22 protein-coding genes are annotated in these 25,975 nt (G+C 58.8%); 7 read left to right on the top strand and 15 right to left on the bottom strand.

Translation table 11 applies throughout. The features are described from left to right. Positions 1–117: 117 nt before the first annotated feature. Positions 118–1,146: a hypothetical protein gene (locus HMPREF3039_RS13955; RefSeq protein ID WP_067570665.1), complete on the bottom strand. Its 1,029-nt coding sequence runs from the start codon at positions 1,144–1,146 to the stop codon at positions 118–120. Continuing rightward, a complete protein-coding gene (gene nadB, locus HMPREF3039_RS00315; RefSeq protein WP_067570663.1) occupies positions 1,140–2,744 on the bottom strand; it encodes an L-aspartate oxidase in 1,605 nt (534 codons plus the stop codon). Before nadB ends, HMPREF3039_RS13955 begins: the two co-directional genes overlap by 7 nt. Before the next feature lie 106 nt (positions 2,745–2,850). On the opposite strand from nadB, the gene rlmB reads away from it, so the two are divergent. The 4 genes from rlmB to HMPREF3039_RS00280 all read left to right on the top strand — a co-directional run bounded on the left by rlmB (position 2,851) and on the right by HMPREF3039_RS00280 (position 7,270). Next, entirely contained in the window at positions 2,851–3,438 is a 588-nt protein-coding gene (gene rlmB / locus HMPREF3039_RS00310; RefSeq protein ID WP_067570661.1) for a 23S rRNA (guanosine(2251)-2'-O)-methyltransferase RlmB, read from the top strand. A 27-nt stretch (positions 3,439–3,465) separates the two neighbouring features. Beyond that, a complete protein-coding gene (locus tag HMPREF3039_RS00305; protein ID WP_067570630.1) occupies positions 3,466–4,287 on the top strand; it encodes a metallophosphoesterase in 822 nt (273 codons plus the stop codon). A gap of 430 nt (positions 4,288–4,717) precedes the next feature. Further along, on the top strand, positions 4,718–5,128 hold the full coding sequence (locus tag HMPREF3039_RS00295) for a metal-dependent transcriptional regulator (protein ID WP_067951823.1): 411 nt from the start codon (positions 4,718–4,720) through the stop codon (positions 5,126–5,128). 822 nt (positions 5,129–5,950) lie between these two features. Further along, a complete protein-coding gene (locus HMPREF3039_RS00280; protein WP_067570622.1) occupies positions 5,951–7,270 on the top strand; it encodes a carbohydrate porin in 1,320 nt (439 codons plus the stop codon). A 168-nt stretch (positions 7,271–7,438) separates the two neighbouring features. On the opposite strand, the gene HMPREF3039_RS00275 is transcribed toward HMPREF3039_RS00280, so the two are convergent. Next, positions 7,439–7,648 (bottom strand): hypothetical protein, encoded by a 210-nt coding sequence (locus tag HMPREF3039_RS00275; RefSeq protein WP_147549368.1) that lies wholly within the window; start codon positions 7,646–7,648, stop codon positions 7,439–7,441. 231 nt (positions 7,649–7,879) lie between these two features. Between HMPREF3039_RS00275 and HMPREF3039_RS00270 the strand changes: the two genes are divergently transcribed. After that, the gene (locus tag HMPREF3039_RS00270) at positions 7,880–8,284 is read left to right on the top strand and encodes a hypothetical protein (protein ID WP_067570618.1); all 405 of its coding nucleotides are present in this window, start codon (positions 7,880–7,882) and stop codon (positions 8,282–8,284) included. Between the two features lie 183 nt (positions 8,285–8,467). Here HMPREF3039_RS00270 and HMPREF3039_RS00265 read toward each other — a convergent pair whose 3' ends face one another. The 7 genes from HMPREF3039_RS00265 to tadA all read right to left on the bottom strand — a co-directional run bounded on the left by HMPREF3039_RS00265 (position 8,468) and on the right by tadA (position 15,631). After that, a complete protein-coding gene (locus HMPREF3039_RS00265; RefSeq protein ID WP_067570616.1) occupies positions 8,468–8,659 on the bottom strand; it encodes a FeoB-associated Cys-rich membrane protein in 192 nt (63 codons plus the stop codon). 12 nt (positions 8,660–8,671) lie between these two features. Beyond that, positions 8,672–11,794 (bottom strand): ferrous iron transporter B, encoded by a 3,123-nt coding sequence (locus tag HMPREF3039_RS00260; RefSeq protein WP_067570614.1) that lies wholly within the window; start codon positions 11,792–11,794, stop codon positions 8,672–8,674. Between the two features lie 78 nt (positions 11,795–11,872). Continuing rightward, on the bottom strand, positions 11,873–12,103 hold the full coding sequence (locus HMPREF3039_RS00255) for a FeoA family protein (protein WP_067570612.1): 231 nt from the start codon (positions 12,101–12,103) through the stop codon (positions 11,873–11,875). A gap of 29 nt (positions 12,104–12,132) precedes the next feature. Next, positions 12,133–12,345 carry a FeoA family protein gene (locus HMPREF3039_RS00250; protein ID WP_197457112.1) on the bottom strand — a complete coding sequence of 71 codons (213 nt, stop codon included), beginning with the start codon at positions 12,343–12,345 and terminating at the stop codon, positions 12,133–12,135. 295 nt (positions 12,346–12,640) lie between these two features. Next, on the bottom strand, positions 12,641–14,020 hold the full coding sequence (locus HMPREF3039_RS00245) for a cytochrome c peroxidase (protein ID WP_067570610.1): 1,380 nt from the start codon (positions 14,018–14,020) through the stop codon (positions 12,641–12,643). A 64-nt stretch (positions 14,021–14,084) separates the two neighbouring features. Further along, entirely contained in the window at positions 14,085–15,077 is a 993-nt protein-coding gene (gene lipA / locus HMPREF3039_RS00240; protein WP_082770032.1) for a lipoyl synthase, read from the bottom strand. Further along, the gene (gene tadA, locus HMPREF3039_RS00235; RefSeq protein ID WP_082770030.1) at positions 15,074–15,631 is read right to left on the bottom strand and encodes a tRNA adenosine(34) deaminase TadA; all 558 of its coding nucleotides are present in this window, start codon (positions 15,629–15,631) and stop codon (positions 15,074–15,076) included. Before tadA ends, lipA begins: the two co-directional genes overlap by 4 nt. 144 nt (positions 15,632–15,775) lie before the next feature. Here tadA and HMPREF3039_RS00230 point away from each other — a divergent pair, with 144 nt between their 5' ends. Together HMPREF3039_RS00230 and HMPREF3039_RS00225 are read left to right on the top strand one after the other, a co-directional pair. Then, complete coding sequence (locus HMPREF3039_RS00230; RefSeq protein ID WP_067570606.1) at positions 15,776–16,753, top strand: ROK family protein; 978 nt, start codon at positions 15,776–15,778, stop codon at positions 16,751–16,753. Positions 16,754–16,832: 79 nt separating this feature from the next. Continuing rightward, on the top strand, positions 16,833–18,767 hold the full coding sequence (locus HMPREF3039_RS00225) for a heavy metal translocating P-type ATPase (protein ID WP_082780667.1): 1,935 nt from the start codon (positions 16,833–16,835) through the stop codon (positions 18,765–18,767). Between the two features lie 242 nt (positions 18,768–19,009). On the opposite strand, the gene rho is transcribed toward HMPREF3039_RS00225, so the two are convergent. The 5 genes from rho to HMPREF3039_RS00200 form a co-directional block, all read right to left on the bottom strand. Beyond that, the gene (gene rho / locus HMPREF3039_RS00220; RefSeq protein WP_067570604.1) at positions 19,010–20,452 is read right to left on the bottom strand and encodes a transcription termination factor Rho; all 1,443 of its coding nucleotides are present in this window, start codon (positions 20,450–20,452) and stop codon (positions 19,010–19,012) included. Further along, positions 20,445–21,050 (bottom strand): dephospho-CoA kinase, encoded by a 606-nt coding sequence (gene coaE / locus HMPREF3039_RS00215; protein WP_147549365.1) that lies wholly within the window; start codon positions 21,048–21,050, stop codon positions 20,445–20,447. Before coaE ends, rho begins: the two co-directional genes overlap by 8 nt. 95 nt (positions 21,051–21,145) lie before the next feature. After that, positions 21,146–23,878, bottom strand: coding sequence for an Amuc_1098 family type IV pilus outer membrane protein (locus HMPREF3039_RS00210; protein WP_082770029.1), 2,733 nt, complete (start codon positions 23,876–23,878; stop codon positions 21,146–21,148). 71 nt (positions 23,879–23,949) lie between these two features. Further along, positions 23,950–24,963: an Amuc_1099 family pilus-like system protein gene (locus tag HMPREF3039_RS00205; protein WP_067570598.1), complete on the bottom strand. Its 1,014-nt coding sequence runs from the start codon at positions 24,961–24,963 to the stop codon at positions 23,950–23,952. A 34-nt stretch (positions 24,964–24,997) separates the two neighbouring features. Then, positions 24,998–25,954: an Amuc_1100 family pilus-like protein gene (locus tag HMPREF3039_RS00200; RefSeq protein WP_067981703.1), complete on the bottom strand. Its 957-nt coding sequence runs from the start codon at positions 25,952–25,954 to the stop codon at positions 24,998–25,000. Between the last annotated feature and the right edge of the window lie 21 nt (positions 25,955–25,975).

Here is a 25,975-nt window from a genome sequence, read left to right as displayed (position 1 = left end):
TATCAGGTCAATGGCAAATTGGAAGCCTGGAGGCTGATAAAATTTCCTGCCGGGGAGGTTTGGAACGAAGGGCGGGCAATTCTTTGGAAAAAGGAGTATCCTTGACAAGAAGCCCATCTACCCCTGGAGCTGCCTCCTGAGTTTTGCAGGGTCTTTCATCAATTCCCTCTGGATGGCTTCCTGCTGCTGGCGCAGGCGGTCTTCCTTGGTCTGGAGGGCCCTTTTGCCCGGCCCCAGATCGCGATTGACAAAGGGGTTGTTGTCTCCCCACTTGGACCAGGGGCCGCGGGGAATGCGGTAGAATTCCACAAAGCGCCAGTGAACGATGGCCGTTCCGCCGGGAATGCCCAGATAATCGCGCACGGCGGGGGATATGTCGATTCCGGCTCCCTTGTTGTGCGTGTTGACGGGGGGCTTGTCGCCAAAGACGTAGGGCCAGTCCTCCGTGGTGAACGGGCCGCAGTCCTCCCATTGGGCAAAGCAGCTCCGCTTGTTGTAGATGATCTGCACCCATCTTCCCTTGCAGACGGATTGCCCCTTCCCGGAGAATTCCCGGTGGAACCAGGGGATGACGCGGGAGGCCTCCGGCTTGTGCTCCCCCTTGCAGACGTCGTTGTAGGGAAGGGCCACATAAAAGGGATTCTGCCTGGGGATGAACGTCTTGGGCCGGAAATCCATCGTGCGGTGCAGGGGGTCCGGATTGTCGAACCCGCCGAAGCTTTCCTTCCACGCGGAATCCCAGGAACTTTTGTGGTTGGCTACCGGATTGCGCTCCGTGGCGTCTTCCCCCACCCAGAACACGGTGGCGGTGATGTTGAGCCGCCACGGATAGGTTCCGGGGCTTTGCGGAGCCGTCCGGGGGAGGATGCGCGGCTGTGGCGCCGGTCGCTTGCCCGCTCCGGTCGCCGTAGGAGATTTGACGACGACGCCGGGCAGCGGGTCCCGGCGCGTGGGGGTGATGACGACGGGGCCTTTGGGCCGTTCCGTGCTGGACAGGGCGCGGGCGGCGGTCCGTCCGGTCTGGATGTCGGCGCGGGCATTACCCGCCGGCATGGCGGCCAGCAGCGGCAGCAGGCATGCGGCAAGAGAGGGTTTCCAGCAGGAACCCTTCCATGATGCCTGTTGACGCTGCCTGTGATTTACCATCGGTGCAGTTGAGTGACGAAACGGTGATCCAGCTTGCCGGGATAATCCGTGTTGAAATTCAGGCCGCGGCTTTCGTTGCGGCGCATGGCGCAATCCACGATCAGGGAGGCCACGGCTACCAGGTTGCGCAGTTCCAGAATATCCGGCGTAATGCGGTACCCCCAGTAGAAATCCTTCACCTCCCGGTGCAGCATGCGCAGGCGCGTTGCGGCACGGTCCAACCTCTTGTTGGTCCGTACGATGGAGACATAATCCCACATCAGGCGGCGGATTTCATCCCAATTGTGGTAAATGACGGAAAGTTCATCAGGCAGGGCCGTATCTCCGTGGTGCCACGCGGGAATGCTGTAGCCGGTAGGGGCGTCTTTCCGCAGGGGCTGCTGGGCCAGCATGGCGTTCAGGGCGCGCTTGGCCACCACCACGCATTCCAGCAGGGAATTGGAGGCCAGCCTGTTGGCCCCGTGCAGCCCGGTGCAGCCGGTTTCCCCGGCGGCGTAAAGGCCGTCCAGCGTGGTCTGGCCGTTGACGTCCGTCAGCACTCCGCCGCATTGGAAATGGGCGGCGGGGACTACCGGGATGGGCTCTTTGGCGGGGTTGATGCCGTAGCGGTTGCAAGTTTCGTAAATCAGGGGGAAACGCTCCTGGACAAAGCCGTCCGGTTTGTGGGAAATGTCCAGGTAAACGCACATGCTGCCCGTCCTTTTCATCTCGGAGTCCACGGCCCGGGCGGTGATGTCCCGCGGAGCCAGGGACTTGCGGGGATCGTACTTGTGCATGAACTCCCTGCCGTCCGCGCCGATCAGCACGCCGCCTTCGCCGCGAACGGCCTCGGAAATGAGGAAGGAACGGGCTTCCGCGCCTTCCGCGCGCGTGTTGAAGAAGCAGGTGGGATGGAACTGGACGAACTCCATGTTGGCAATCGTGGCCCCCGCGCGCCAGGCCATGGCTACGCCGTCGCCCGTGGCGGAATCGTTGTTGGTGGTGTACAGGTACACGCGGCCGCAGCCGCCCGTGGCCAGCAGAACGCGGTCCGAACGGAAAATCTCCACTTCCCCGGAATTGCGGTCCAGCACGTAGGCGCCCAGCACCCTGTCTTCCGTAACCAGACCCAGCTTGGTCGTCGTGATCAGGTCGATGGCGAACCGGTCTTCCATCAGTTCGATGTTGGGGTGCAGCTTGGCCGCTTCCAGCAGCTTGGAGGTGATTTCCAGGCCGGTGGCGTCCTTCGCGTGCAGGATGCGCCGTTTGGTGTGGCCTCCCTCGCGGGCCAGCTCGTAATCCTCTCCCTGCGTCGCTTGGTCGAAGTTGACTCCCCATTCCAGCAGTTCCCGGATGGCTCCGGGGCCTTCCTCCACGATCGTGCGGACGACTTGCTCATTGCACAGCCCGGCTCCGGCGTCCAGCGTGTCCGCGACATGGTCCTCGAAAGAGTCGTCATGGTCCCACACGGCGGCTATGCCGCCCTGCGCCTTCGCGGAACTGCAATCCAGAAATTTTCCCTTGGTTATGACCGCAACCCTGCCGTGTTCCGCAGCTCTCAAGGCGAAACTTAATCCGGCAACACCTGCCCCAATGACTAAAAAGTCGCTCGTCTTCATCTTGAATGGTACGGAACTGTAACATGCGGGAGGGCGGCAAGTCACGCCCAATGATGGGGGCAGGGGGCATATTTGTCTGGAAAAAAGGCAGGAAACACGCTAATTCATGCGCATGAGACCCCAAGGGAATGAACAGGAAGCGCGCCGGAACAAGCATGTCCGCAGCGCTCCGGCAAAAATCGCCGTCAGGGCGCTGGGCGAGGATGCGCTGGATGAAATCCTGGACGGCGCGGCCAACCCCCTTCTGCTGATCCTTGACTGCGTGCAGGACCCGCACAACTTGGGCGCCATCCTGAGAACGGCCGACGGAGCGGGAGTGGACGCGGTGATCGCCCCCAGGGACAAGTCCGTGGGCATCACGGAAACCGTGCTGCGCATCTCCGTGGGGGCGGCGGAAAAGGTCCCCTTCATCCAGGTCACCAACCTGGCGCGGACCATGAAGCAGCTCCAGAGCCGCGGCATCTGGATATTCGGCACGTCGGACAAGGGGGACCGGGATTTGTACGGAACGGATTTCACCGGCCCCGCCGCCCTGGTGATGGGCGCGGAAGGAGAAGGCATGAGACGGCTGACGGAAGAGAATTGCGACTTTCTCCTGCGGATTCCCATGAAAGGTTCCGTGCCCTGCCTGAACGTATCCGTGGCTACGGGCGTGTGCCTGTATGAAATCCTGCGCCAGCGGTCCCTTTCCTGATTCTTTTTACTCCGCCATTCTGCGCTCATGATCAAGGAACTTTCCCTTTCTCCGGGAGAACGCGTACGGTTTGTTTCCGACATCCACTTCGGCCATGCCAAGGCCCTGGCCAGGGAACCGGAAGAATTGAAATTCCTGCTGGAAGGGTGCACTCATCTGGTCGTATGCGGGGACTTGAGCGAAACCCGCGAAAGCCCCTATCAGGCGGAAGGGCTGGAAAAACGCGCCCGTTTTCTGCACATGTGCGCCGAGGCCGGAGTGCAGCCCGTCCTGCTGGCGGGCAACCATGACCCCGATGAGGAATTCAGCCTGCTGAAATTGCAGGGCGGCCGTTTTTACGCGCTCCACGGCCATGCCCTGTTCAAGGAAGTGGCTCCGTGGGGGTGGGAATACCTGAAAAACAAGCGTATATCCCGCGAGTTGATTGCCGCCTTTCCGGACGCGGATGCGGACCTGAGCCGCCGTCTGGAGCTGGCCCGCGCCATGAGTGTTCTTGTTCCGCCCATTTACACACGCCCCCGGGTTTACAGGAACAGGCTGGTGCGCTTTCTGGCGCATTCCGCATGGCCTCCGGAGCGGCCCGTGCAGATTCTCCTGGCATGGCTGACGATGATGCCGCGCATGCGCCGGTTTGCCGACCGTTTCTTTCCTGAAGCGGAGACGGTCTTTTTCGGCCATTTGCACCGCCGCCTGGTGAGCGGCGGCCGGGGAGGGCGCCGGTATGTCAACCTGGGAGCCTGTTTCCACCATGCCGCGTGCTATGCGGCTGATCTGACGGCGGAAGGTGAGGTGACCGTCCGCAGCTATACGCCTGCGGGGTATGAAGGCCCGGCAAGGGCTGTCCGCTGAGAATTTGCCCTTTGGGGCGGGAAAAAGGAAGGGGAACGCGCCCGGATTTGGCGATAATGTGTTAGAGCACCGGATGACTAGTCCATACAGTTTTTGGACGCGTTCCCCAAAGGGGCTGGCCGTTCCTGCGCCTCCTCCCGGGAAGGCGTGCAGGCCCTTCCGCGGCACTTCTGTGTGCATTCCCGGCAGCAGCAGATGCGTGCAGGAGAAAAAAGGCGGGAGAAGAAACCGCCGGTTCCGTTGGGAGAACCGGAGGAGCGTTTCCGCCCTTGGTTTTTTTCCGGGATCGGGCTGACCATATGCAAAAGTTAGTATAAACTAACTACGTCTGCAAGAAAAAAGTTTGTCTGAACTAATATTTCTCCGAGAAGAAATTGACTTCATTGAAACTTAAAGTATTGTTGTGTTAGGTAAATCTAATAATTTTGAGATGATGAATAAAAAGAATGCCTTCCCCGAATTGAGCAACAGCCTAGAAGACTATATTGAAGCCGTGCGTAATATTGAACTGGAAAAAGGATGTGCCACCGTCGGGGAGATTGCGGAGGCCCTGAACGTGAAAAAACCGTCCGTCTCCCTGGCCATGAAGCAGTTGAAGGAACGCGGTCTGGTGGAATATACGCAGTATTCTCCCATTGTCTTGACCAAATCCGGCCGCCATGAAGCCGACCGCGTGATCTCCTGCCATACCATGGTCAAGGAATTCCTGATGACGGTGCTTCATATGGAAGAACCGCGCGCGGATGAAGTGGCCTGCGGCATTGAGCACATCATGTCTCTGGAGGAAATTTCCAGATTCCAGTTGCTCACGGACCATGTCCGGAAATGCGGGAAGTGCTGAACGGCATTGCCGGAGAGGCTCCCATGAAAAAGGAGGTTTCCCGCAAAAAGAGCTGTTTTGTTCGCGTGGTGGGCGTGAATATATCCCTTTCTGCGGGACCACGCGTTCCCCGGCCTGGAGAGCAGCCAGACATGGGCTGGCGCCGGGTGCGCTGGCGTAAAGCGTGAAGGCGTTGTAAAAGAATGCCGGCAGGGCCGGCGCCATGAATCCGGAAACGCCCGGAAGAATCAGGGAAAAGTTGATGCCGGAAATAAAGCCCCGGAGTTCTTGTTGGTGAGGCGGCCCGTGGTGGGAGGCGCGGGGAGCCGGCTGGCCGCCGGAGATGTGCGGATGCCTGCGGAAAACAAATGATCGGAGGGAATTTGTGTGGCGAATTCTTCTTTCCCGGCCTGGTGGAATTAGTTTGAACTAATTTTTTCCAGTGGAGGAAAATATATTTCTGATAGAAAATAAATTATTTACAATAAGTAAATTATGTTTTCTCCTGAGTAAAGGAATTTATTCAACAGACGAATCAAACTTGAGAAAAAGAATTGACTCGAAAGTTAGATGTGACTAACTTGTGGCCGTTGCATGAACCTGACTCATACAGGATATCACCGTTTCCTTCACCGGACCTGCCGGTACTGGAAGTTTGCCGGCCTGCTGGTCCGGCGTCCCCGGTACCTCCTGCTCTGCGGAGACTGCCTATTCTGTAGGAGCGCATGCGGCAAAGACGTGGAAACACGGTCCTCCGCAGACTGGAAACAGGAATATTCCTCCGGTTCCGGGCAGGGCTGAACATCCGCCAATGACGAGGAAGACTCAAGATACAGCATTACTATGAAGAAAAGCTACATGATACCCGCCCTGTTCGCCTGCTCCGGCTTGTGCATGGCCGGTACGGCATCCGTAGCCACTCCCGCCGCCGCTCCGGCCGTGGAGGAGGCTGAAGGCAAAGGGTCCATTCTGGACGACATCGATCTGTTCGGAGACGAGTACGGCGACGAAAGCACGCCCATCCCGAACGATGCGCTCACCCGTGCCCTCACGGATCTGCACAAGGGAGCTTATGAAAAGGCGGGATTCCAGTTCCTGCTGGAACAGGCGTTCCTCTATACCAGGGGCCATCACGCCGCCCCCAATGAAGAGACTTCCGGTTCCAGCCAGAGCTGGTACAAGCTGCACGCCCAGGCCGGGCTGCAATTGTTCAAGTCCGGCCGCCACCAGGGCACCTGGATCAAGAGCGAGCTTTCCGGCTCCGTAGCCCTCAACAGGCACACCCACCGCACCACCCTGGATGATTCCTGGGGAGCTAGCGGCCCGGCCAATTGCGACGTTTTTGAAGACGGTTATTTCTACCTGCCGGAACTGCTCGTTTCCCAGGGTTTCCTGGACGGCCGGCTCGTCATCATGGGCGGCATGATCAACCAGACCAACTACTTTGACGCCAACACGTATGCCAACACCACCTTCGGCCAGTTCGGCGGGGCTCCCTTCGTCAACAACCAGGTGCTTCCGCTGGGCGACTCCAACTTCGGTTTCGTGGGCCAGTACCAGTTCAATGACAACTGGTTCGTCCAGATAGGCGGCAACATGATGGACAATGAGCCGCGGCGCAACCCCTTCCATAACACGACGGGAAAATCCTTCAATCTGCTTGGCGAAATCGGCTGGACGCATGAAAAGGCCTTCGGCATCGGCACCGGTACCTACCGTCTGCAGCCCTTCATGTTCCACGCTGCCGGCAGGAACCACGGCGGCGTGGCATTCAACCTGGAACAGGACCTGGGCAGCAGCCCCTTCGCCCTGTTCGCCCGCGCCGGGTGGAGCAGTGCGGAATCAGGCAACATCTGCGGGGCGGAAGCCCAGGCTTCCGCCGGGGTGGTGTTCAAGAAACCGCTTGAAGTCATGACCGGTATGAAAGAGGCGGACGGCAACTTCTTCGGCGTCGGTTTTTCCGTAAGCAAGCCGGATTCCGATACGCTTGCGGAAACGCGTCCGGGACACGACCGGGAAATGATTCTGGAATGCACGTACAGCTTTTCCATCACGCCGTACTGCCTGATCCAGCCCTCCTACCAGTACGTGAAGAATCCCTCCGGGCGGGATGACGTCAATTCCGCCAACATCCTTTCCGTTCAGTGCGTGATTACTTTTTAGGCTGCCGTGCCCGCACGCCTGTGAAACCACGGTAACGGTTCCAGCTTCCCTGCCGCCCTGCATGTGGAATGCGGATTCCCGCATGCACCGGCATTGAAGAGGTCTGCATGACCTGGCAACGTCGCATTCTCAATCAGGTAGGGGGTGCGGCGTTGCTTATTTGCTGTGTTATCTCAAAGGAAGCGAGAGGCGCTTGAAACGCCTGTGTTCCTGGGCTTTTCTGTCCTGCTGGTCGGCCGGGGCCGCGGAGGACCGGCCCTCCGCGGAAGCCGTGGCCGGCGCTTTCCGGACGGGTTCCGTACGGACGGAGGCGGCCTGGCAGGCGGCCGCGAGCAGGCAGCCGGCTCCCATCATGATTAATGCGTACTTGTTCATCATCGTATTATTCGCGGCTGGTTGTGGCCGCTGATGGTTAGAGTAGCACCGGAGCCGGGATGTTGAAAGTTCTTTGGTTTGACTAACAATAAGTTAGGTGGATTAAACATGGGAAAGAATGTTAGGGCCAGCACGTTGCGGACGGGCGGATTTATGACAATTAATGACGTTTCCGGCGTTCCGAACCGTTCAAAACCATGTTGACTTGCACGGAAAGCGTTCTAAACTGACAGAATGAGTAAGGTGCAATGGGAAATTTCAAATAACGAAGTGACCGACCGCGATACCGCTCTGCGCCGTCTTCAGGAAGGGACGACCGGCCATGTGGTGTGCGCCCGCGATGGAGCCTGTCTCCAGTCCTATAAGGAAATGGAAGGCATTTACCACTGTGAAATCGTGTTCAAGACGGATGGTTGCTGTCCGCCCGTATTCGCCGCTCCGGAAGGGGTGACGGGAAAAGAGCTGGAAACGCTGTATGACCGTTTTGCGAACGGGGACGATTTCTCCTTTGTGGAAAAGGAATGGGAACCCCTGGTTGCCGTGGAATACCGTCACCACCACAATGTCATGTGGTTCGTGTTCCTGTTCATTGCGATGGTGGTTGTGGCCGTAATGGCCTACGAACACGGCTGGATGTGAGATTGCCGGAAACGGGACGGCGGCGCTTGCCCGGCGGACTTTTCCGCAGGGGAATGCTTTTTTGTCTTTCCGGGGTAGCATTTGGGGCGGAAGGCCTGCCTTGAATTCAAAAGCCCCCGGAACATCTTCCGGAGGCTTTCGGGAGAAGCGCACCCTTGAAGATGCGCCTGACTTCATAGGCTGTTAATGGTGGCCGTGATGGTCGCCGCAATGGCACGAATGCTTGTTGCCGGTTTCCCCGTCAGAAGAGGGAGCCTTTGACCGGCAGCAGCCGGAGCAGCCGCCGCAGCACGATTTCCCCTTGGAGAAAAAGGTGCGGTAAATGGCATAGCAGAATGCCAGGAAAATAAGGGTTCCGATGATATATGTAGCCATGATGAATAGGAATTAACGGATTGATTTCTTGGGGGCCGCCTTGCGGAAGATCAGGTAAAGGCCTCCCGCCAGGCCGATCAGGGCGACGACCTGTCCCGCGCCGAACGTGCCGTCCCGGACAAGGATGCCCAGCTGGTACACCAGGAAGGCCACGTAATAGGCCCAGCCGCAGAGCCAGAGAATGGCGAACCATGTCCATTTGGCGCTGTTCATTTCCCGGCGCATGGCGCCCATGGCCGCAAAGCACGGGGCGCACAGCAGGTTGAAGAGGAGGAAGGAGAATGCCACGATGGAGTCGCCCCCCAGTGCATTGGCGGCACGGAGCACCCCGGCGGTGGCTTTTTCTTCCTGAGCCTCTTCGTCAAGCGCTTCTTCTTCAGCCGCGGCGGAAGCTTGTTCGCTGCCGGACGGTTCATCGGCGGCGGATGCCGGAGCTTCCCCTTCCGGAACGGAGGCGGCTTCTTCCCGGGTCCGGCTGGAATTCCATGTGTCCAGGGCGGCTACTGTCAGGGCGCTGAGAGCGTTGCCCTGTGTGAAGAGGCTGAATTCCGGTTCCGCGGGGGCTTCCTCCTCCTCTTCTTCAATGTCTGTGCTGTACAGCATGCTCATGGTGGCTACCACGTTTTCCTTGGCGATCAGGCCCGTAATCGTGGCTACCGTGGGCTTCCAGTCGCGCACGTCATTTCCCGCTTGCGCCCACCCCAGGGGGGCAAACACGGGCGAGACCGCGCCGCCGATGCCCGCCAGCATGCTCTTTTCAATGGGGAGAGTGGCGGAACCTTCCTCCGTGGAGGCGGCTGCTTCGGCATGGTCTTCATCCAGATAGGTCATGCTCCAGTCATGGCTCTGAAGGAACCAGATGAGGGCGCAGGCAAGGAAAATAACCGTACCTGCCTTTTGGACAAACGCCTTGCATCGTTCGATCGCCCGAAGGCTGACGTTGGAAACCGCCGGAGTATGGTAGGCGGGGAGCTCCATCACGAAGGGCGCGGGGTCCCCGGCAAAGAGGGAACTTTTTTTCAGGATAATGCCGGAGACGATGATGGAAGCCAGGCCGATGAAGTAGGCGCTGGTGGTGACGAGGCCCGTGTCTTCCGGAAAGAAGGCGAAGGCCAGCACGGCAATGATCGGGATTTTGGCCCCGCAGGGCATATTGGTCGTCAGGATGATCGTCATGCGGCGGTCCTTCTCGTTTTCAATCGTGCGGGTGGCCATGATTCCGGGAACGCCGCAGCCCATGGAAACGAGCATGGGGATGAAGGACTTTCCGGAAAGGCCGAATTTGCGGAAAATCCGGTCCATGACGAACGCTACGCGCGCCATGTACCCGCAGTCTTCAAGAATGGCCATGCAGAGGAAAAGCACCGCCATTTGAGGCAGGAAGCCGAGCACGGCGCCCACCCCGTTGACAATGGCGTTCTGGACGAAGTCCACCAGCTTGTGGTCGCAGTTCAGCGCGAGCGTCCCGAGCAGCGCTATGCCGAAGGAGATAAGGGAGAGCACGATGTACTGCACCCAGAAGGAGGCGACGCCCGTGCGCCCTTTAAGGGAGAAGATGTGGGCCAGATTCCTGCGGGAGAAGGGGGACTTGTCCGGAACGGGTCCGAATTCGTTCTTGTTCCTGGCGCCGGGTTTGAACAGGCAGAGAGCCAGAAGAGCGGCGTTGGCCGCAGCCAGCACCCACATCAGGGGCTTGTAGAGGAACAGGAGAACGGTGCCCAGTGCGGAGGTCAGGCCTTCCACGCAGGAATCGTAAAATTCCATGATGGAGGAAAGGGTGCCGATGACGGCTCCTTCATCGCTTTTCTCTCCTTCTTCCGCCGGTTCCGCCGCTTCTCCGGCGGGAGTGTCGGCTGCTGCGGCAACGGCAGTGTGAGCGCTGGAGGTTTCCCCTTCTTCCGTTGCCGTGCTTTGGGAGTCGGCGGGGATGGCGGCGGGAGCTTCCATGGGCACGGTGTTTCCTTCGGAAGCCTCTTCCTCCTCAACGTTGGGCATGACGATGAATGCCAGAATAAAGGGAATGATGGTCAGATACATCCATGCCCCCTTGAGATTCAGGTCGTGCAGCCGGCGCAGGAGAAGCGGGAACAGCATGATCATGGAGAGAATGACAGCAATGAAGGCCACCAGGCCGATCCCTGCCGGGGCCGTGCCGATGAAGCCGTCCACCCAGGGGCCGACGATTTCCCCGAAGAAGGTGTCGTTGGCCCAGCCCGTGCCCCAGTCGCCCACCGTATTGATGGAAAGATAGTAAACGGCCCACATGACCAGGAAGAAAATGGGAAGGGCCAGAATGCGGTGGGTGACGATCCTGTCTATCTTGTCGCTGACGGAAAGCCCCATGTGTTTCTTGGTCTGGCTTTCCTTGACGATGGCGGCAATGGCGGTGTACCGCTCGCTGGTGATGATGCTTTCGCTGTCGTCATCCATTTCTTCTTCCACGGAAATGATGATTTGCTCGATGGCCTGGGAAGCCTGCCCGTCCAGATGGAGATGTTCCACGACCTTCGGGTCCCGTTCGAAAAGCTTGATGGCGTACCAGCGCTTCAAGTCCGGGTCGCAGGAAAGGTATTCCGCAATCCGGGAAAGGGCTTTTTCCACCGTATCGTCGAAACGGACGGGCTGCGCCGGCCTGGATTCCGGGTTTTTGGCCGTTTTGACGGCCAGCTCTACCAGTTCCTTGATCCCGGTTCCCTTGAGGGCGCTGATTTCCACTACCGGGCAGTGGAGCGCTTGGGACAGCCTGGCCTTGTCAATGGTGATGCCCCGCCTGGCCATCAGGTCCGCCATGTTGAGGGCGATGATGATGGGGCGTCCCAGCTCCTGAAGCTGGGTAGTCAGGTAAAGATTGCGTTCCAGATTCGTCGCGTCCACCAAGTCGATAATGACGGACGGTTCGTCCCGGACCAGGTAGTCGCGGCTGATGACTTCTTCCAGAGTGTAGGGGGAAAGGGAATAAATGCCCGGAAGGTCCTGAACCTCAATTTCCGGGTACTCGTTCAGCTTTCCGGCTTTGCGTTCGACCGTCACGCCGGGCCAGTTGCCCACGTATTGGCTGGCGCCTGTCAGCGCGTTGAAAAGCGTGGTTTTGCCGCAGTTGGGGTTGCCGGCAAGAGCGATAGTTATGTTGTCCATGGATGTTTCCTTGTATCTTGAGATGGGAATATCCGACGTCTTGCTGTCAGGTCAGGAAACGTGCGGCGGAAGAAGGTATTAGCTGATGTGAATGTTTTTGGCTTCCGATTTGCGGATGGAAAGTTCGTAGCCGCGGACGGTGACTTCAATGGGATCTCCCAGGGGCGCTACTTTGCGGATGAAGAGTTGCGTGCCTTTGGTTACCCCCATATCCATGATGCGCCTTTTAATGGGTCCTGCCCCGGACAGCTTGCTGACGGTGACCGTATCCCCGATGGCTGCATCCCGTAGTGTACGTTGCGTTGTCATAGATGGTGCGTGGTGAATGGAATGTGAATTCAGGAGACGAAAATCTTGCTGGCAAGCAATTTGCTGAGTGCTATCCTGGATTCCTTGATGTTGACGATCAGGTTCCCGTCGCATTCCGAGACGACGGAGACCGTGGTACCGGCTACGAACCCCAGGCTTTCCAGAAAGTGCCTGGTGTCGTTCTTGCCGTGAATCTTGTTGACGTGGCGGATATCGCCGATATTGAGCATGGAGAGTGGCATGATATGTTTTTGAATCAAATCCGAAACAAAAGTTAGTCTTAACAAACAACAAGTCAATGATATTATATGTTCGTTTCACTATGAAACTTTTATATTGATTCATTATTAGGGTTTTATGCATTAGTTAAAACTAAGTCCGGCAAGATTTGAATTAAAGAATAAATTAAGAACGATTCTCATTTCCGGGCAGGAAACGTCGGCGGCCGGCTCTCCCGCCTGTTTTCCACGGCACGGAAAACAAAAAAGCCGCGCCATGAACGATTCATGGCGCGGCTGGAAAGGAGGGAAGAGGTCCTTACGGAGCGGGGCAGACTTCACCCCGGACGGGCTTGCCCTGATATTCACCCGTCAAGGTTTTCAGGAAGGCGACCAGCAGACGCACTTCGGTTTTGTCCAGCTTGTCGTAACCAAGCTGGTAGTGGTACATTTTGGTAATGGCTTCTTCCAGCGTCTGGGCGGAGGCGTCGTGCATGTAGGGCCAAGTGAGTTCCACGTTGCGGAGGGTGGGAACGCGGAATCTGTGCTTGTCCGTTTCCTTCTTGGTGAAGTTCATCAGGCCGTTGTCGTCGTTGGTCTTGGCGCGGCCACCGAAGAAGTCGCCCTTGAGGTCGGCGTATTCAAAGGACTGGCCGCCCATGGCGGGACCGGTGTGGCACGTCTGGCAGCCCAGCTTGAGGAACAGGCGGTAGCCCTTCTTGGCGTTCTCGCTGATGGCGTTTTCATCACCCTTCAAGTAGCGGTCGAACGGGCTGTTCGGCGTAATGAGGGTTTTTTCATATTCCGCGATGGCGTTGGTGATGGTTTCTCCGGTGAACCCCTGGGGATAGACCTTCTTGAACTCCGCGGCAAAGGCGGTGTCCGCATTCAGCTTGGCGGCTATTTTATTCCAGTCGTCCGGGTGCTCGTAACCCATTTCCACGGGGTTCAGGGGAGGACCGCCGGCCTGTTCCTGGAGGTTGGCGGCGCGGCCGTCCCAGAACTGCTTGGTGTGGAAGGCGGCGTTAAAGACTGTGGGAGCGTTGATGCCGCCCTTCTGGCCGCGTACGCCCGTGGAAGTGGCCAGGTTGTCCGTGCCTGCCTTTTCCAGGGAATGGCAGGTTGCGCAGGAAACGGTATTGTCCGTGGAGAGCCGTACGTCATGGAACAGCTTGTACCCCAGTTCCACCTTGGCCGGGTCCGCGGGCAGCTTGTCCGGGATGGGTGCGATGGGGGAAATGGCGTATTCCTCGCCCACCATGTCGCCGAATATCTTCAGGCGCTCGTCCCTGATCCACTTCTGCATGGCCGCTTTTTCCAGGGGAGTGAGCGTGCTGCCCCAGTGAACCATGGTATAGGAGGTGGGGGGCATGGAGCCGGTCTGGAGCACGTGCTCCAGTTTGGAGAGGGTGACGGCGGAGAGCGGTTCCTCCATGTTGTAGCTGCGCTGGCCGTCCCTCATGTGGCGGGCGAGAAGGCCGCCGGAAAGGGTGTTCACCAGCCCCGGAACCTCGGTGCCGGGCCTGTGGCAGTCCGCGCACTTGGTATCCATGGTATGGGCGGTAATTTCCGCCGCTTCGGCGGACGTCAAATCTTTCGTGTTCTGATTGGGCAGGAACAGCGGGGCGACGGCGGCCGTCACGATGACGGTGCCGCCCAGAATGGCTCCGGCCTGGAGGAAGGAACGTGTTTTACTCATAAGATTCGCGGTTGCAGGAATTGGTTGTATGGTAAAGAGTGGACGAAGGAAATCAAGATTTATTCTAAAGTTCTCCCGCCTTTCTCAAATCTTCGTTGATGGCTTCCAGAACGTCCGCCTCCGGTTTGAAATTGGCGGCGTGGTAGGAACTGCGGACAAGCGGGCCGGACGCCACATGCCTGAACCCTTTGGAGCGGGCTATTTCCTCATACCGTGCGAAGTCGTCCGGATGGATGTACCGGACCACCGGCAGGTGGTTGCGCGTGGGCCGCAGATACTGGCCCAGGGTCAGCACCGTGACGCCATGCTCCAGCAGATCGTCCATGGACTGGAACAGCTCGTTCTCCGTTTCCCCCAGTCCCAACATGATGCCGCTCTTGGTCGCCACTTTCCCGTTTACGCAGTCCAGCGCCATTTTCAGGACGCGCAGGGAGCGGCGGTACTGGGCACGGAAGCGCACGATGGGGGTAAGGCGTTCCACCGTTTCCAGATTGTGGCCGAAAATGTGCGGGCGCGCAGCCATCAGCGTCTGGATGGAGGCGGCCTTTTCATTCAGGTCTGAAGCCAGAACTTCAATGATGGTGGACGGGCTGGCTTTTCTGACGGCGCGGATGACCTCGGCAAAGTGGGCGGCCGCGCCGTCCGGCAGGTCGTCCCGGGTCACCATGGTGATGACGGCGTGGCGCAACTTCATATGCACGACGGCGTCCGCCACGTGGCGGGGTTCTTCCGGATCAAGGGGGAAGGGTTTGGCCGTCTTGACAGCGCAGTAGGCGCAGGCTCGCGTGCAGCGCTCCCCGGCGATCATGAACGTGGCCGTGCCCTGGTTCCAGCATTCGTAACGGTTGGGGCAGTGGGCTTCCTCGCAGACGGTAAACAGGTTTTTGCCTTCCACGAGCTGCTTGACATCCCAGAACTCCCTGCCGTTGGGCAGGCGTACCTTGATCCAGGAGGGCTTGCGTTCCGTGTCGCCCGTAGTTTCGTTGTCGTGCCGGGGTTCCATAGAGCCGTTAGCTTGCCGTGAGTCGGCCTTTTTGGCAAATGCAAAGTGGTTTATTCGGGGGCTTTCCCGCCATCCTCCTGCGGGGAGGAGGGAAGTTCTCCGGCCTGTTTCCTTTTCTCCCTGGCCAGCAGGCGGGCCTCCCGGAAAAATTGCTGCAGGTGGTACAGGCATTCCTCCCCCAGCACTCCGGACTGTACCTCGCACCTGTGGTTGAGGGGGGGATTGGAGTCCAGGAGGTTGATCCACCCTCCGGCGGCTCCCGTCTTGGCGTCCGGACAGCCGAATACCACGCGGTCCGGGCGGCAGTGCACGATGGCTCCCGCGCACATGGGGCACGGCTCCTTGGTGACGTACAGGGTGCAGCCTTCCAGCCGCCAGTCCCCCAGGGCTTCCTGGGCGGCAGTCAGGGCGATCATTTCCGCATGCGCCGTGGCGTCCTTGAGCGTTTCCACCTGGTTCCAGCCGCGGGCGATCACATGGCCGTCCCTGACCACGACGGCTCCGATGGGCACTTCCCCCCTGGCCAGGGCTTTTCTGGCTTCCTTCATCGCTTGGCGCATGAACCACTCGTCCGAACCGGGCATTTCCATCATTGCGGCGTTTATCATGAACTGGGCGAAGGCCGTCTGGCAAGCCCTTTTTAAGGGATATTTATTGTACTATATACAAGAAGTTGGTCATAGAACGGAATGGGATGGGCGCGAATGCGTTTTTGCGTTGATTCCCGGGGGATGCTGGCATAAGTATGAACCATGAGCTTTTCAGAACCCTGCGCACTGGCCGTGGACTTTGGCGGAACCAGCATCAAGATGGGCGTCACGGCGGGCGACCGCATTCTGGCAACTGCCGACCGCATTCCGACCACCATGTTTGAAAGCCCCCAGGCGATCATTGACGCCATGGTCGCGACGGCGCTGGGCCTGCGCGAGCAATTCCCCACCGCCTGCGTGATGGGGATGGGCATGCCGGGATGGTGCGACTATTACAAGGGGGTGCTCTACCAGCTTACCAACGTGAAGGTGTGGGACCATGAAATCCCGGTCAAGGAAATGATGGAGCGCGCGGTGGGGCTTCCCGTCGTGCTGGACAACGACGCCAACTGCATGGCCTATGCGGAATGGAAGCTGGGGGCCGGCCGCGGCATGTCCAGCCTGGTGTGCCTCACCATGGGAACGGGCATAGGGGGCGGCATCGTGTTGCACGACCGCATCCTGCGGGGCAGGCGGATTTCCGCGGCGGAGTTCGGGCAGACGAGCATTCATTACCAGGGGAAGACGGGTCCCTTCGGCAACCGCGGCGCCATTGAGGAATACATCGGCAACAATGAACTGGCGGCGGAGGCCGTCAGACGGTATGCCGGGGCGGGCATTGACAAAAAGGTGGACGAATGCACGCCGCGGGACCTGGACGTCGCCGCCCGCGCCGGGTGTCCCGTGGCCCTGCAATTGTGGGAGGATACCGCGGAAATACTGGCCTGCCTGATCATGAACCTGATGTACACGCTGGTGCCGGACGCCTTCATCATTGGCGGCGGCGTGGCCAAGGCCGGGGACCTGCTGATGAAGTCCCTGCTGGCCAATCTCAGGGCCCAGATGTTCCCGCTGCTGATGGAGGATCTGGTGATCCTGCCTGCCCGGTTCGGCTCGGAAGCCGGGTTGCTGGGAGCCGGGGCCATGGCCATGGACGAATTCCTGGGGCATGGCGTTCTGGAAAGGTTCAAACGGGAATAATGCTGGCAAACCTTGTGTTAGGTATAACTAACAAGAGGCTTGCCATAGCGGCGGAGCGGGCGTACAAGCGGAACAGACCATGAGCAAGGAACATTCCCACGAACACGCTTTTGAAGAAATGTCCTGCGGGACCGGGTGTTGTTGCTCGGGAGGTTCCTGCGGAACGGAAGGGGCAATCAGGCCCATGCCCGCCATCCTGGGGATAGCCCTGTTTGCCGCGGCTCTGGTGGCGGGGGGCGATACCTGGTTCGGTTTGGCGGCGTATGCGGGGGCCTATCTGCTGATCGGGTGGGATGTCTTGAAAACGGCTTTTATCGGACTGAGGCACGGGCGCGCCATGGATGAAAACTTCCTGATGAGCATCGCTTCCCTGGGAGCCATGTTTCTGGGGGATTATTCCGAGGCCGTGGGGGTAATGCTTTTTTACCGGGTGGGGGAATACCTCCAGGAGCGCGCCGTGGGGAGTTCCCGCCGTTCCGTCAGGGAACTGATGAAATTGAGGCCGGATGCGGTACATGTGAAAGAGGACGGCATCGTCCGGGACCTCCCTCCGGCGGACGTGGCGCCGGGTACCCTGATTGAAGTGAGGGCCGGGGAGCGCATCCCTCTGGACGGCGTGATCGTGGGCGGCCGTTCCGTGCTGGACACTTCCGCCATGACTGGGGAATCCCTGCCGGTGGAGGCGGGGGAGGGAACCGCCGTCATGGCCGGATACATCAACGGCCAGGGCGTACTGTACGTGCGCACGGACCGTGACTGGAAGCACTCCGCCCTGGCGCGGGTGCAGGAACTGGTGGAAGCCGCTTCCGGCAATAAGTCCCGCATTGAGGGAAGGCTGAGCAGGTTTTCCCGCATTTATACGCCGCTGGTTATCGCCATTGCCGTCCTGGTGTTTTTGTGCTACCCCTTCGTGACTGGCGGAAGCTGGGGAGACGGCCTTTTCCGCGCCCTGGTGCTGCTGGTGATTTCCTGTCCGTGCGCCCTGGTGCTGTCCGTCCCCCTGGGCTTCTTTGCCGGGATAGGCCGGGCGGCGCGCAACGGAATCCTGGTGAAGGGCAGCAGCTATCTGGATGCGCTGCGCAAGGTGAAGACCGTGGTGTTTGACAAGACGGGGACGCTGACGGAAGGCGTGTTTGCCGTGGATGAAGTTCTGCCGTGCGCCGGGGTATCCCCGGAAAGCCTGCTGTACTGGGCGGCCCACGCGGAAAGCGCCGCTTCCCATCCTCTGGGCCGTTCCATTGTGAAGGCGTATGGAGGCGCCCTGTTTCCGGAGCGTGTGGCGGATATGGTGGAAGTGACGGGCGGAGGCGTTTCCGCCCGGGTGGAGGGCAGGTCCGTTCTGGCGGGCAAGAAGACATTTTTGAAGGATGCCGGTGTGGCGATCGATGACCTGGAGGAACGCGGTGCCACGATTTACGTGTCCCTGGACGGAGTGCTGCTGGGGCGTCTGCGCATGTCCGACCAGGTGAAGCCCGGAGCGGCCCTGGCCGTCAGGGAATTGAGGGATTTGGGCGTAAACAGGCTGGTCATGCTGACGGGGGATTCTTCCTCCGCCGGCAGGGAAGTGGGGGACAGGCTGGGACTGGATGAAGTATTCAGCGGCCTGATGCCGGCGGAGAAACTGGAGCATATCCAGGAGTTGAAAGGCGTAGATGGCCTGGTAGCCTTTGTGGGGGACGGCATGAATGACGCGCCGTCCCTGGCCGGGGCGGACATAGGCATCGCCATGGGTGGCGTGGGATCGGATGCCGCCCTTCAGGCGGCGGACGTGGTGCTGATGAAAGGTGATCCCGCATCCGTCCCGGAAGCCATCCGCCTTTCCATGGCAACGGAGCGCATCATTGTGCAGAACATCGTCATGATTCTGGGAATCAAGGTATTGGTCATGGTTCTCGGTATTCTGGGCCTGGCCGGCATGTGGGCCGCCGTGATGGCGGACGTGGGCGTTTGCCTGCTTGCCGTCGGCAACTCCATGCGCATTTTCCGCGTAAAAACCCGGCAGGGAAAGGAATAAAGGCGGCTTCCCTGTCCCTTCCGGTGTGACTTTGGCAGACATGGCAATTTGAGGGCCGTGTGACGGGAATTCATGCCTTTTCCTGTTCTCCCGCTGTTCATCCGCAGCAAGCGGCAGCATGGAATCCGGGCAGGAAGGGATGAAGGTTTTTCCCTCATTTTTGCCCTTGATTCATCAAAAAGCCTCCGTGCCGGGATGCGGCACGGAGGCTGGAGGAATGAAAAGCCCGTGAATGCTGGGTTTTAACGCAGGCCGGTCAGAAGCAGCTCCGCGTTGTTCTGGGTTTTGGAAATATTTTGCAGCAGGGCCTGAAGGCCCTCCCAGCCGGGTTTCATGGCAAGCTGGCGGCGGAGCTGCATGATTTTGACGAACTCCTGTTCGTTATACAGCCTGTCGTCATTGCGGGTGCCGCTTTGGGAAAGGGAAATGGCCGGATAAATGCGCCGTTCGGAAAGTTCCCTGTCCAGGCGGATTTCCAGATTGCCCGTACCCTTGAACTCCTCGAAGATCACTTCGTCCATCCGGGATTCCGTGTCCACCAGGCAGGTGGCGATGATGGTCAGGCTGCCGCCTTCCTCCACATTGCGCGCGGCGGAAAAGAACTTGCGGGGTTTTTCCAGGGCATTGGAGCCGAGGCCGCCGGACATGATGCGGCCGCCCGTCTGATTGGCATTGTAGCCGCGTGCCAGGCGGGTCAGGGAGTCCAGCAGGATGACGACGTCCCGGCCCATTTCCACCAGGCGCTTGGCGCGTTCGATGACGAGGTCGGAGACCTGGGCATGGCGGCGGGAAGGTTCGTCAAAGGTGGAGGCATAAACCGGGGCGTCCACGGTCTCTTCAAAGTCGGTCACTTCCTCCGGGCGTTCGTCCAGAAGAAGAACGATCAGTTCCACCTGGGGATAGTTGGCCCTGATAGAGCGCGCGATCGTTTTCAGAAGAACGGTCTTGCCGCCGCGGGGAGGCGCCACGATGAGTCCGCGCTGCCCTTTGCCGAAGGGTGTCATCAGGTCCAGCACGCGCATGGCCGCGGAATTGACCTCCTTGTTTTCCAGCAGCAGGCGTTCCTTGGGGAAGAGGGGGGTGAGGCGTTCAAAGTCCTGGGCCGCCCTGTATTCTTCCGCGGGAATGCCTTCCACGCTGATGACGGCGGAGGCGGAGAGGTATTTGTCATGGGGCCTCAGCTTGCGCAGCCGGACCTTGATCAACTGGCCCACGCGCAGATGCAGGGGCTTGATCAGGTTGCCGCCCAGGTAAATATCGTCCGGGGATGTGCGGAAACTTTTGACCGGGTCCCTCAGCATGGCGTAATTGTCCTTGGCCTGTTCCATGACGCCGGAGACAACCACTTCGTGGCCCTTGGCGAGAAGCTGCCTGCCCAGTTCGAACACAAGCTGTGACTTGGTGAGGGAGGAGGCGTTCCGGATGGGGAGGGTTTCCGCCATTTCCTGGAGGTCGTTCAGGGGCCGCCGGCGCAGTTCGTTGATGTCGATCTGTTCCAGAATGGGCCGGGGTTCCGGTTCCTCCTGCGCGGATTCCGGGGTGGACGGCACGTCCGGAGCGCTCTCTTCCGCCGGGGCGGGGAGCAGGACCGGAAGAGCCTGTTCCGGAGCGGGGGCGTTCTGTGCGGAGTCGGCCTGGGGAATTTCTTCGTCGGGGAGCGGCTTGTTTTCGCGTTCTTCAGTCATGGAAAAAGTGTTGATGAAATCTTTGGGTTTGTTGTTGGAGCAGGGAGGGAGGGCCTTCGTTCCAGATCACGAAATCGGCTTTGGCCACCTTTTCCATAATGGGATGCTGGGCGGCCAGAATAGCCTCAATCATATCCTCGCGGAATCCGTTCCTGAGGGCCAGGCGGGCCTTTTGCGTTTCCCGGGAAACGGCTACCACGCATACGGCATCCTGATGGTAGCGCGCCGATGTTTCAAAAAACAGCGGCACGTCAATGACAAACCCGTTTACCGCCGCATTCTGCCGCGCCGCCTGCATTTGCGCAAGACATTCTTGGTGCAGCAGGGGATGAATAAGTCCTTCCAGAATTTTTCTGCTTTCCGGATTGCGGAAGACCAGCTCCCTCAGGAAATGTCTGTCCGCCCGTCCCGCGCCGTCCACGCTGCCGGGGCCGAACGCCCGGATAAGGGCGTCTTCCAGAAGGCCGCTGTCCAGCAGTCTGCCTGCTTCCGCATCACAGTCAAACAGGCGCAGATGCGGTGCGCCCATTTCCATGAGCAGGCGGATGGCTGTGGATTTGCCTGTGGCGATTCCGCCGGTGACGACCAGTGTTTTCATGATGGGCAAAGTGGGAAAGACGTCAGGTTGGGATGCAAAGAGCGGGTGAAAGGTCACCCTTTCACCCGCTCCGGTATGGACTTTATGCACGCTGACTACATAATAGGAGGCAACAGAGTCGGATCGGAAGACGGCAGCGCGTTTTCCGCGCCGGCGGCAGTCGTCGGGAGGGAATTCCCACGGACAGGCTGGCCGGTGGCATCAATGATCTGACCGGTCACGAAGATCATCAGATTCTTCTTGATGTGGTTGTCGGAGTTGCTACGGAAGAAGCGGCCGACGAGGGGCAGGTCGCCAAAGATAGGCACCTTGTCTTCCACCGTCTGGACGTTTTCCGTGATCAAACCACCGATTGCCACGGTGTGGCCGTCGTAGATGAACAGAGACGTTTCAACGGAACGCTTGGAGAAGATCGGCTGCTCAATGCGGTTTTCCGTCAGGGTCAGAGACATCGGCTTGCCGTCGGAACCCACGCCGGTGGATTGAATCGGGCTGCCGTAGTTCACGAAGCCTTCAAATTCCACGATGCTGGGCTTGAAGCTCAAGTCAATGATGTACTTGTTCTCCGCGATGGTGGGCACCACTTCCAGGGTAACGCCGACGGGCTTCATTTCAAACACGCCGGGAGTGGCGGGAGTGACGGGGAAGCTGGTCACCTGGGCCGGATTGTTATTGAGGACATCGTCCAGAATATTGTTCCGGTTGTTGTTGCCGCCCCAGCTGCTGACGTTGTTGGGAAGTTCCGGGGGTTCGTATTCGGTGGGATACCAGAATTCGCGGATGATCTCAATTTTGGCCGTTTCACCGGACTTGGCGGTAACGCTCGGAGCGGTGAGGACGTCGGAACCCTTCTTCTGGGACAGGCCGCGCATCAGCATCTGGAAGGAGCCTTCATCATAAATGCCCGTGAGGGACATGATGCCGGGAGCCGGACTCTTCTGCGTGGCTTCGGAACGGTTGGTGCTGTTGAGCAGATTGTCCACGGAGTTCTTGGAGATGGCGAAGTCGCCCGTGCGGTTGCCGCCCACCAAGCCGTTCACCAGGCCGTTTCCGTGTGAGTCCGTGTTGGTACTGTTTACGGGCCAGCCGCTGACGCCGCCGGGAGACTGGGTGAAATCGCTGGAATTGAGTCCGGAACCTTCGCTGGTGCCGCCGCCCAGGAAGGTGCTGCGGTCATTGCTGACGGAGAACGGAGTGACAATCCAGTCAAAGCCGAGTTCTTCCGTGTTTTCCTGGGTTACTTCCACGAACTTGGTCATGATGCGCACCTGCTGGGATTCACCGCGGGTTTGCTCAATAAGCTGTTCAATGAGGTCCAGGTTGCCCTGCGTGTTGCGGACAATGAGGGTACCGTTGCTGGCGCTGAAGATGGCGGATGCCCCTTCCGGGAACTGCACACCGGCTTTCTTGAGCAGGTTGTAAGCGGAAGGCAGGGGCTTGATACTGGAGGAGGAGCTGTCGCTGCTTCCGAAGGGATCGGTGTCGCCACCGTCGTCGCCGCCGCCCAGGGAACTGGACAGGGAACGGAGGAAGCCGGGAGGCACGGGGAATGTACGCTGGTACAGGTCCACGTCATTGCCGCCGGCGGGAAGGATGGTGACAGCATAGTCTTCCACTTTCTGGCGCAGGCCAGCATTGCGGCAGATGAAGTTGAGCACTTCCAGCATCGGAACGTTGGTGAGCTTCAACTGGCCGATCTTGCGAGTGCGGATGCTTTCCTGGGGAGCTGCCGCCACCGGAGCGGGTTCCGTGGATTCCATGCCGTCTTCACCAAAGCCGGAATCATCCGCAGGAACGGTGGCCACGGGAGTGGTGCCCACGGGCTGGGCGTCATTGATGACAAAGTTGATGCCGCGTTCTCCGTTTACGCCGGTACGGTCCAGTTCCACGGACTTCCTGCGCAGGTAGTCGATGGCATCTTCCACCGTGGTATCTTCAAAGGAAACGGAGGGAATGATGATGCTCTTGAGCTTCATCAGGTTGGCGGTGGCGCCGCTGACTCCGGTGTCGGGACCAGGGCCGATATTCTCCGGACCATCCGGAATTTCAACCGGAACGGGGCGTTCCCAGATCTGGTCCACTTCCGCCAGCATGGAGCTGCGGGTTTCGTCGTACGCAGCGCGGTAATAGGCGGACCTGCGTCGGTTTACCGTTTCCATGCCGCGGCGCGCCGCCACGTTGTAACGGTCAATCGTAAGAACCTTGTTGAATTCGGCGATGGCTTTATCATATTCGCCGAGGTCATAGTAACCATAGGCCATGTGAAGAAGGGTGTTCACCTTTTCCACGTTCTTGACGTGTTCGGGAGTGAGCGCCGGATTCGTGCGAATCGGGTCCTTCATGTATTCGAGCGTCTGTTTGGCAAGCGCGGCTTTCTTGGGATTGAGCCGGATGGCGTCCTGCAGGAGCTTGTCGGCTTCATCATAGCGGCCTACCTTGATGTATTCCTGCGCAACGGCGATGCTGGCGTCGCCAATGTTGTTGGCGATGGCTTGCCTGCGCTGGTCGTTGACCGGTGCGGCGGGCAGCGTGCTGTAGGCGGCGTTGAATTTGTCCAGGGCTTCCTTGTACTTGCCTTCGCGGTACAATTCACGGCCTTCGGAAAGGAGCTGCATTGCTTCCTGGGTTTGAGCCTCGCGGCGTGCCATGGCGCGGCGTGCCGCGTCTGATTGGCCCGCAGCATAGTATCCAGCATAGGAGGTACCCAAGGCGCTGGAGGCTCCGACGCTGCCGTAATCCTCACCGGCCTGCGCAAAAGGGCAGGACGCGGCAATGGCCATCAGCGCGATCAGAGAACGCTTCGATTGATAAAGTGGTGCGTGGTCCATAGTTAGGTTCTTCTTTTTACATGTTTTTCGGATTTGTGAAGCTTTTTTTTTAGAAAAGTGAAAATCCGGGTCTATTTTTTCTTGCTCAGTGTTGTTTGTTCTCCTGTTGTTTTGTTGGCAATGGTTACGGTTTGCGTTGCATTATCAACGGTTTTCAGCGTGTAAGTCTGCTTGGTGTCACCGGGTATCTGGAAGTCGGCGCCTTCCTCTACTTCAAAGCTGGTATCCCGTTTGGGACCGGCGGCAATAGTAAGGTTTACTTTCTTATCAATGATGGGTATGAAATACTTGGCTCCCCTTCTGACCGTGTAGGTTTGGCCGTTCTTGGTCGGCTTCAAATCCTTGACGGTCGCTTCGGGGTCCGTTTCCACCATGTTGAGGCTTTCATTCTTGAATTCCTTGTTGGCCACGCTGACAAGCTCGAACCTGGGCTTTTCATTCGTGTTCTTCCTGGCCCCGAACTGGCCGTTGAGCTGGACGGTGCTTCTCCACAGGTCCTGTCTGGCGCGATTTTGCCCCTTGAAGGTGAAATCGTTGCCGTCCGCCTGTGAGAAGACCAGGTAAAAGCCGAACTGCTTGATTTCGTCCACATACAGCTTGTTGATGAGGGGCGGGTGGCTGTTGGGATCGTTGGGATGCGTTTTGGCCTCGTATTCCTCCTGGACGGTAAAGCCGTCGTTGTCCGGGTCCCGGGTCAGGACGTCCGAATAAATGAAAATGTCTTCCAGTCCGTTGTCCAGGAACCATTTATTGGGGATATTCCCGTGAATGGGCGGTCCGGACACGATATCGAAGGGTTCCGTTCCCCCCGTCTTGATCCAGAGGTTGGGGGCAACGAACCCCACATATTCCTGGGTTTCCTGGACGATGGGTTTGAGTTCGTGGGAAGCGGAGATTTCCTGGTTGACTGTTTCCGCCTTCTTGATGCCGGAGGGCGGTTCCACGGGCTTTTCCGAAACACGGGTGGTAAATTTGTACTGGTCGTCCAGCTTCATGAAGGTCCAGGCGCCGTAAGCGGCCACCCCCAGGCCCAAAACGATGCCGGAGACCATCAGGATCTTGTCGTAGTTTTGTTTTTCAGACATGGTGAAATTGTTTTCTGCGAATTGATTGCCGTAATTAGTCTTCAGACGGTTCCTGCGCCTTGGGCTGTGCGAAGTGAACCAGGTTCAGAGAAACCTGGACCATCACTTGTTCCTTGCCCATGTAGGGCTTGATTATTTGCTGGATGGGGGGCTCGGCCGGAGCCGCCGCTTCCCCCGCCGGAGTCAGGCTCGCCGCTCCCGTCTGGGGCTGTGCGGAGGCAGGCTGTGCGGCTGCCGGATTGGTGATGGGCGGCGGCATCATCCGTTCGTTGCGTATTCTGATGGAATTGACCGTGAACAGGTATTCCTGGGAATCCGTAATGGCGTTCATGGCTTTCAGAACGCTTCCCCGGTCGCCCTGGAAGGCGATTTCCAGCGGCATGCCCGTCCAGGGAGCCTTCTGGTCTGAATCTTCCTCATCTTCCGTGTTCCGCGCCGGATTTTCAATGGGAAGCTGGGAACGGTAAACCTTGATGAATTTGGTCAGCCCGCAGTCTGTGAGTTTGTTGACCAGGCTGTTGATGGCCTTCATTTCAAAGGTCAGCGTGGGCGTAGCCTGCACGGAGGGAGCCTGGGTGCTGTAAAGCTGGAAGCCAAGCCAGGAGGAAGTATCTGTAATCTGGATGTTTTTTTCCTTGCAGGAGGCTATCAGGGATTCCCGGAAGGCCTTCAGCTCATTCTGGAACGCCGTGGGGGTGGTGGGAGCCAGCACGGAAGAAGCCATGAAGGGCTTGTATGCCGTTTCCAGATTGCCGATGGCCTTGGCATAGCGGTTCAATTCCTTTTCCAGCTCCTTGTTGGACGTATGGCTCGGCGTAATTGCCGCGGCGTTGGCCGACTTGATTTCCTGGGAAGCGGACTTGATTTTCTTATCCAGGTCACTGCGTTCGGAATTAGCCATGTACCCAGCCACGGACAGCCCAAGGAATAAGAGGAGCCCCACGCCCGCTACCGTAGCGGCAGGCTTGTTGTCTGTAATCCAATTGCTCATAAAATATATCTTGTTGGGGTT

This window comes from Akkermansia sp. KLE1798 (assembly GCF_001580195.1).
In the GTDB taxonomy this organism is placed as follows: Bacteria; Verrucomicrobiota; Verrucomicrobiia; order Verrucomicrobiales; family Akkermansiaceae; genus Akkermansia; species Akkermansia biwaensis.
Note: the sequence above shows the minus strand (reverse complement) of the source record. Positions and strands in the feature narration are given on the sequence as shown.

Bases quoted from the DNA above. Each gene is read 5' to 3' on its own strand.
- HMPREF3039_RS13955 (WP_067570665.1), bottom strand. From the start codon at position 1,146: ATGGTAAATCACAGGCAGCGTCAACAGGCATCATGGAAGGGTTCCTGC.
- nadB (WP_067570663.1), bottom strand. From the start codon at position 2,744: ATGAAGACGAGCGACTTTTTAGTCATTGGGGCAGGTGTTGCCGGATTA.
- rlmB (WP_067570661.1), top strand. From the start codon at position 2,851: ATGCGCATGAGACCCCAAGGGAATGAACAGGAAGCGCGCCGGAACAAG.
- HMPREF3039_RS00305 (WP_067570630.1), top strand. From the start codon at position 3,466: ATGATCAAGGAACTTTCCCTTTCTCCGGGAGAACGCGTACGGTTTGTT.
- HMPREF3039_RS00295 (WP_067951823.1), top strand. From the start codon at position 4,718: ATGATGAATAAAAAGAATGCCTTCCCCGAATTGAGCAACAGCCTAGAA.
- HMPREF3039_RS00280 (WP_067570622.1), top strand. From the start codon at position 5,951: ATGAAGAAAAGCTACATGATACCCGCCCTGTTCGCCTGCTCCGGCTTG.
- HMPREF3039_RS00275 (WP_147549368.1), bottom strand. From the start codon at position 7,648: ATGATGAACAAGTACGCATTAATCATGATGGGAGCCGGCTGCCTGCTC.
- HMPREF3039_RS00270 (WP_067570618.1), top strand. From the start codon at position 7,880: ATGAGTAAGGTGCAATGGGAAATTTCAAATAACGAAGTGACCGACCGC.
- HMPREF3039_RS00265 (WP_067570616.1), bottom strand. From the start codon at position 8,659: ATGGCTACATATATCATCGGAACCCTTATTTTCCTGGCATTCTGCTAT.
- HMPREF3039_RS00260 (WP_067570614.1), bottom strand. From the start codon at position 11,794: ATGGACAACATAACTATCGCTCTTGCCGGCAACCCCAACTGCGGCAAA.
- HMPREF3039_RS00255 (WP_067570612.1), bottom strand. From the start codon at position 12,103: ATGACAACGCAACGTACACTACGGGATGCAGCCATCGGGGATACGGTC.
- HMPREF3039_RS00250 (WP_197457112.1), bottom strand. From the start codon at position 12,345: ATGCCACTCTCCATGCTCAATATCGGCGATATCCGCCACGTCAACAAG.
- HMPREF3039_RS00245 (WP_067570610.1), bottom strand. From the start codon at position 14,020: ATGAGTAAAACACGTTCCTTCCTCCAGGCCGGAGCCATTCTGGGCGGC.
- tadA (WP_082770030.1), bottom strand. From the start codon at position 15,631: ATGATAAACGCCGCAATGATGGAAATGCCCGGTTCGGACGAGTGGTTC.
- HMPREF3039_RS00230 (WP_067570606.1), top strand. From the start codon at position 15,776: ATGAGCTTTTCAGAACCCTGCGCACTGGCCGTGGACTTTGGCGGAACC.
- HMPREF3039_RS00225 (WP_082780667.1), top strand. From the start codon at position 16,833: ATGAGCAAGGAACATTCCCACGAACACGCTTTTGAAGAAATGTCCTGC.
- rho (WP_067570604.1), bottom strand. From the start codon at position 20,452: ATGACTGAAGAACGCGAAAACAAGCCGCTCCCCGACGAAGAAATTCCC.
- coaE (WP_147549365.1), bottom strand. From the start codon at position 21,050: ATGAAAACACTGGTCGTCACCGGCGGAATCGCCACAGGCAAATCCACA.
- HMPREF3039_RS00210 (WP_082770029.1), bottom strand. From the start codon at position 23,878: ATGGACCACGCACCACTTTATCAATCGAAGCGTTCTCTGATCGCGCTG.
- HMPREF3039_RS00205 (WP_067570598.1), bottom strand. From the start codon at position 24,963: ATGTCTGAAAAACAAAACTACGACAAGATCCTGATGGTCTCCGGCATC.
- HMPREF3039_RS00200 (WP_067981703.1), bottom strand. From the start codon at position 25,954: ATGAGCAATTGGATTACAGACAACAAGCCTGCCGCTACGGTAGCGGGC.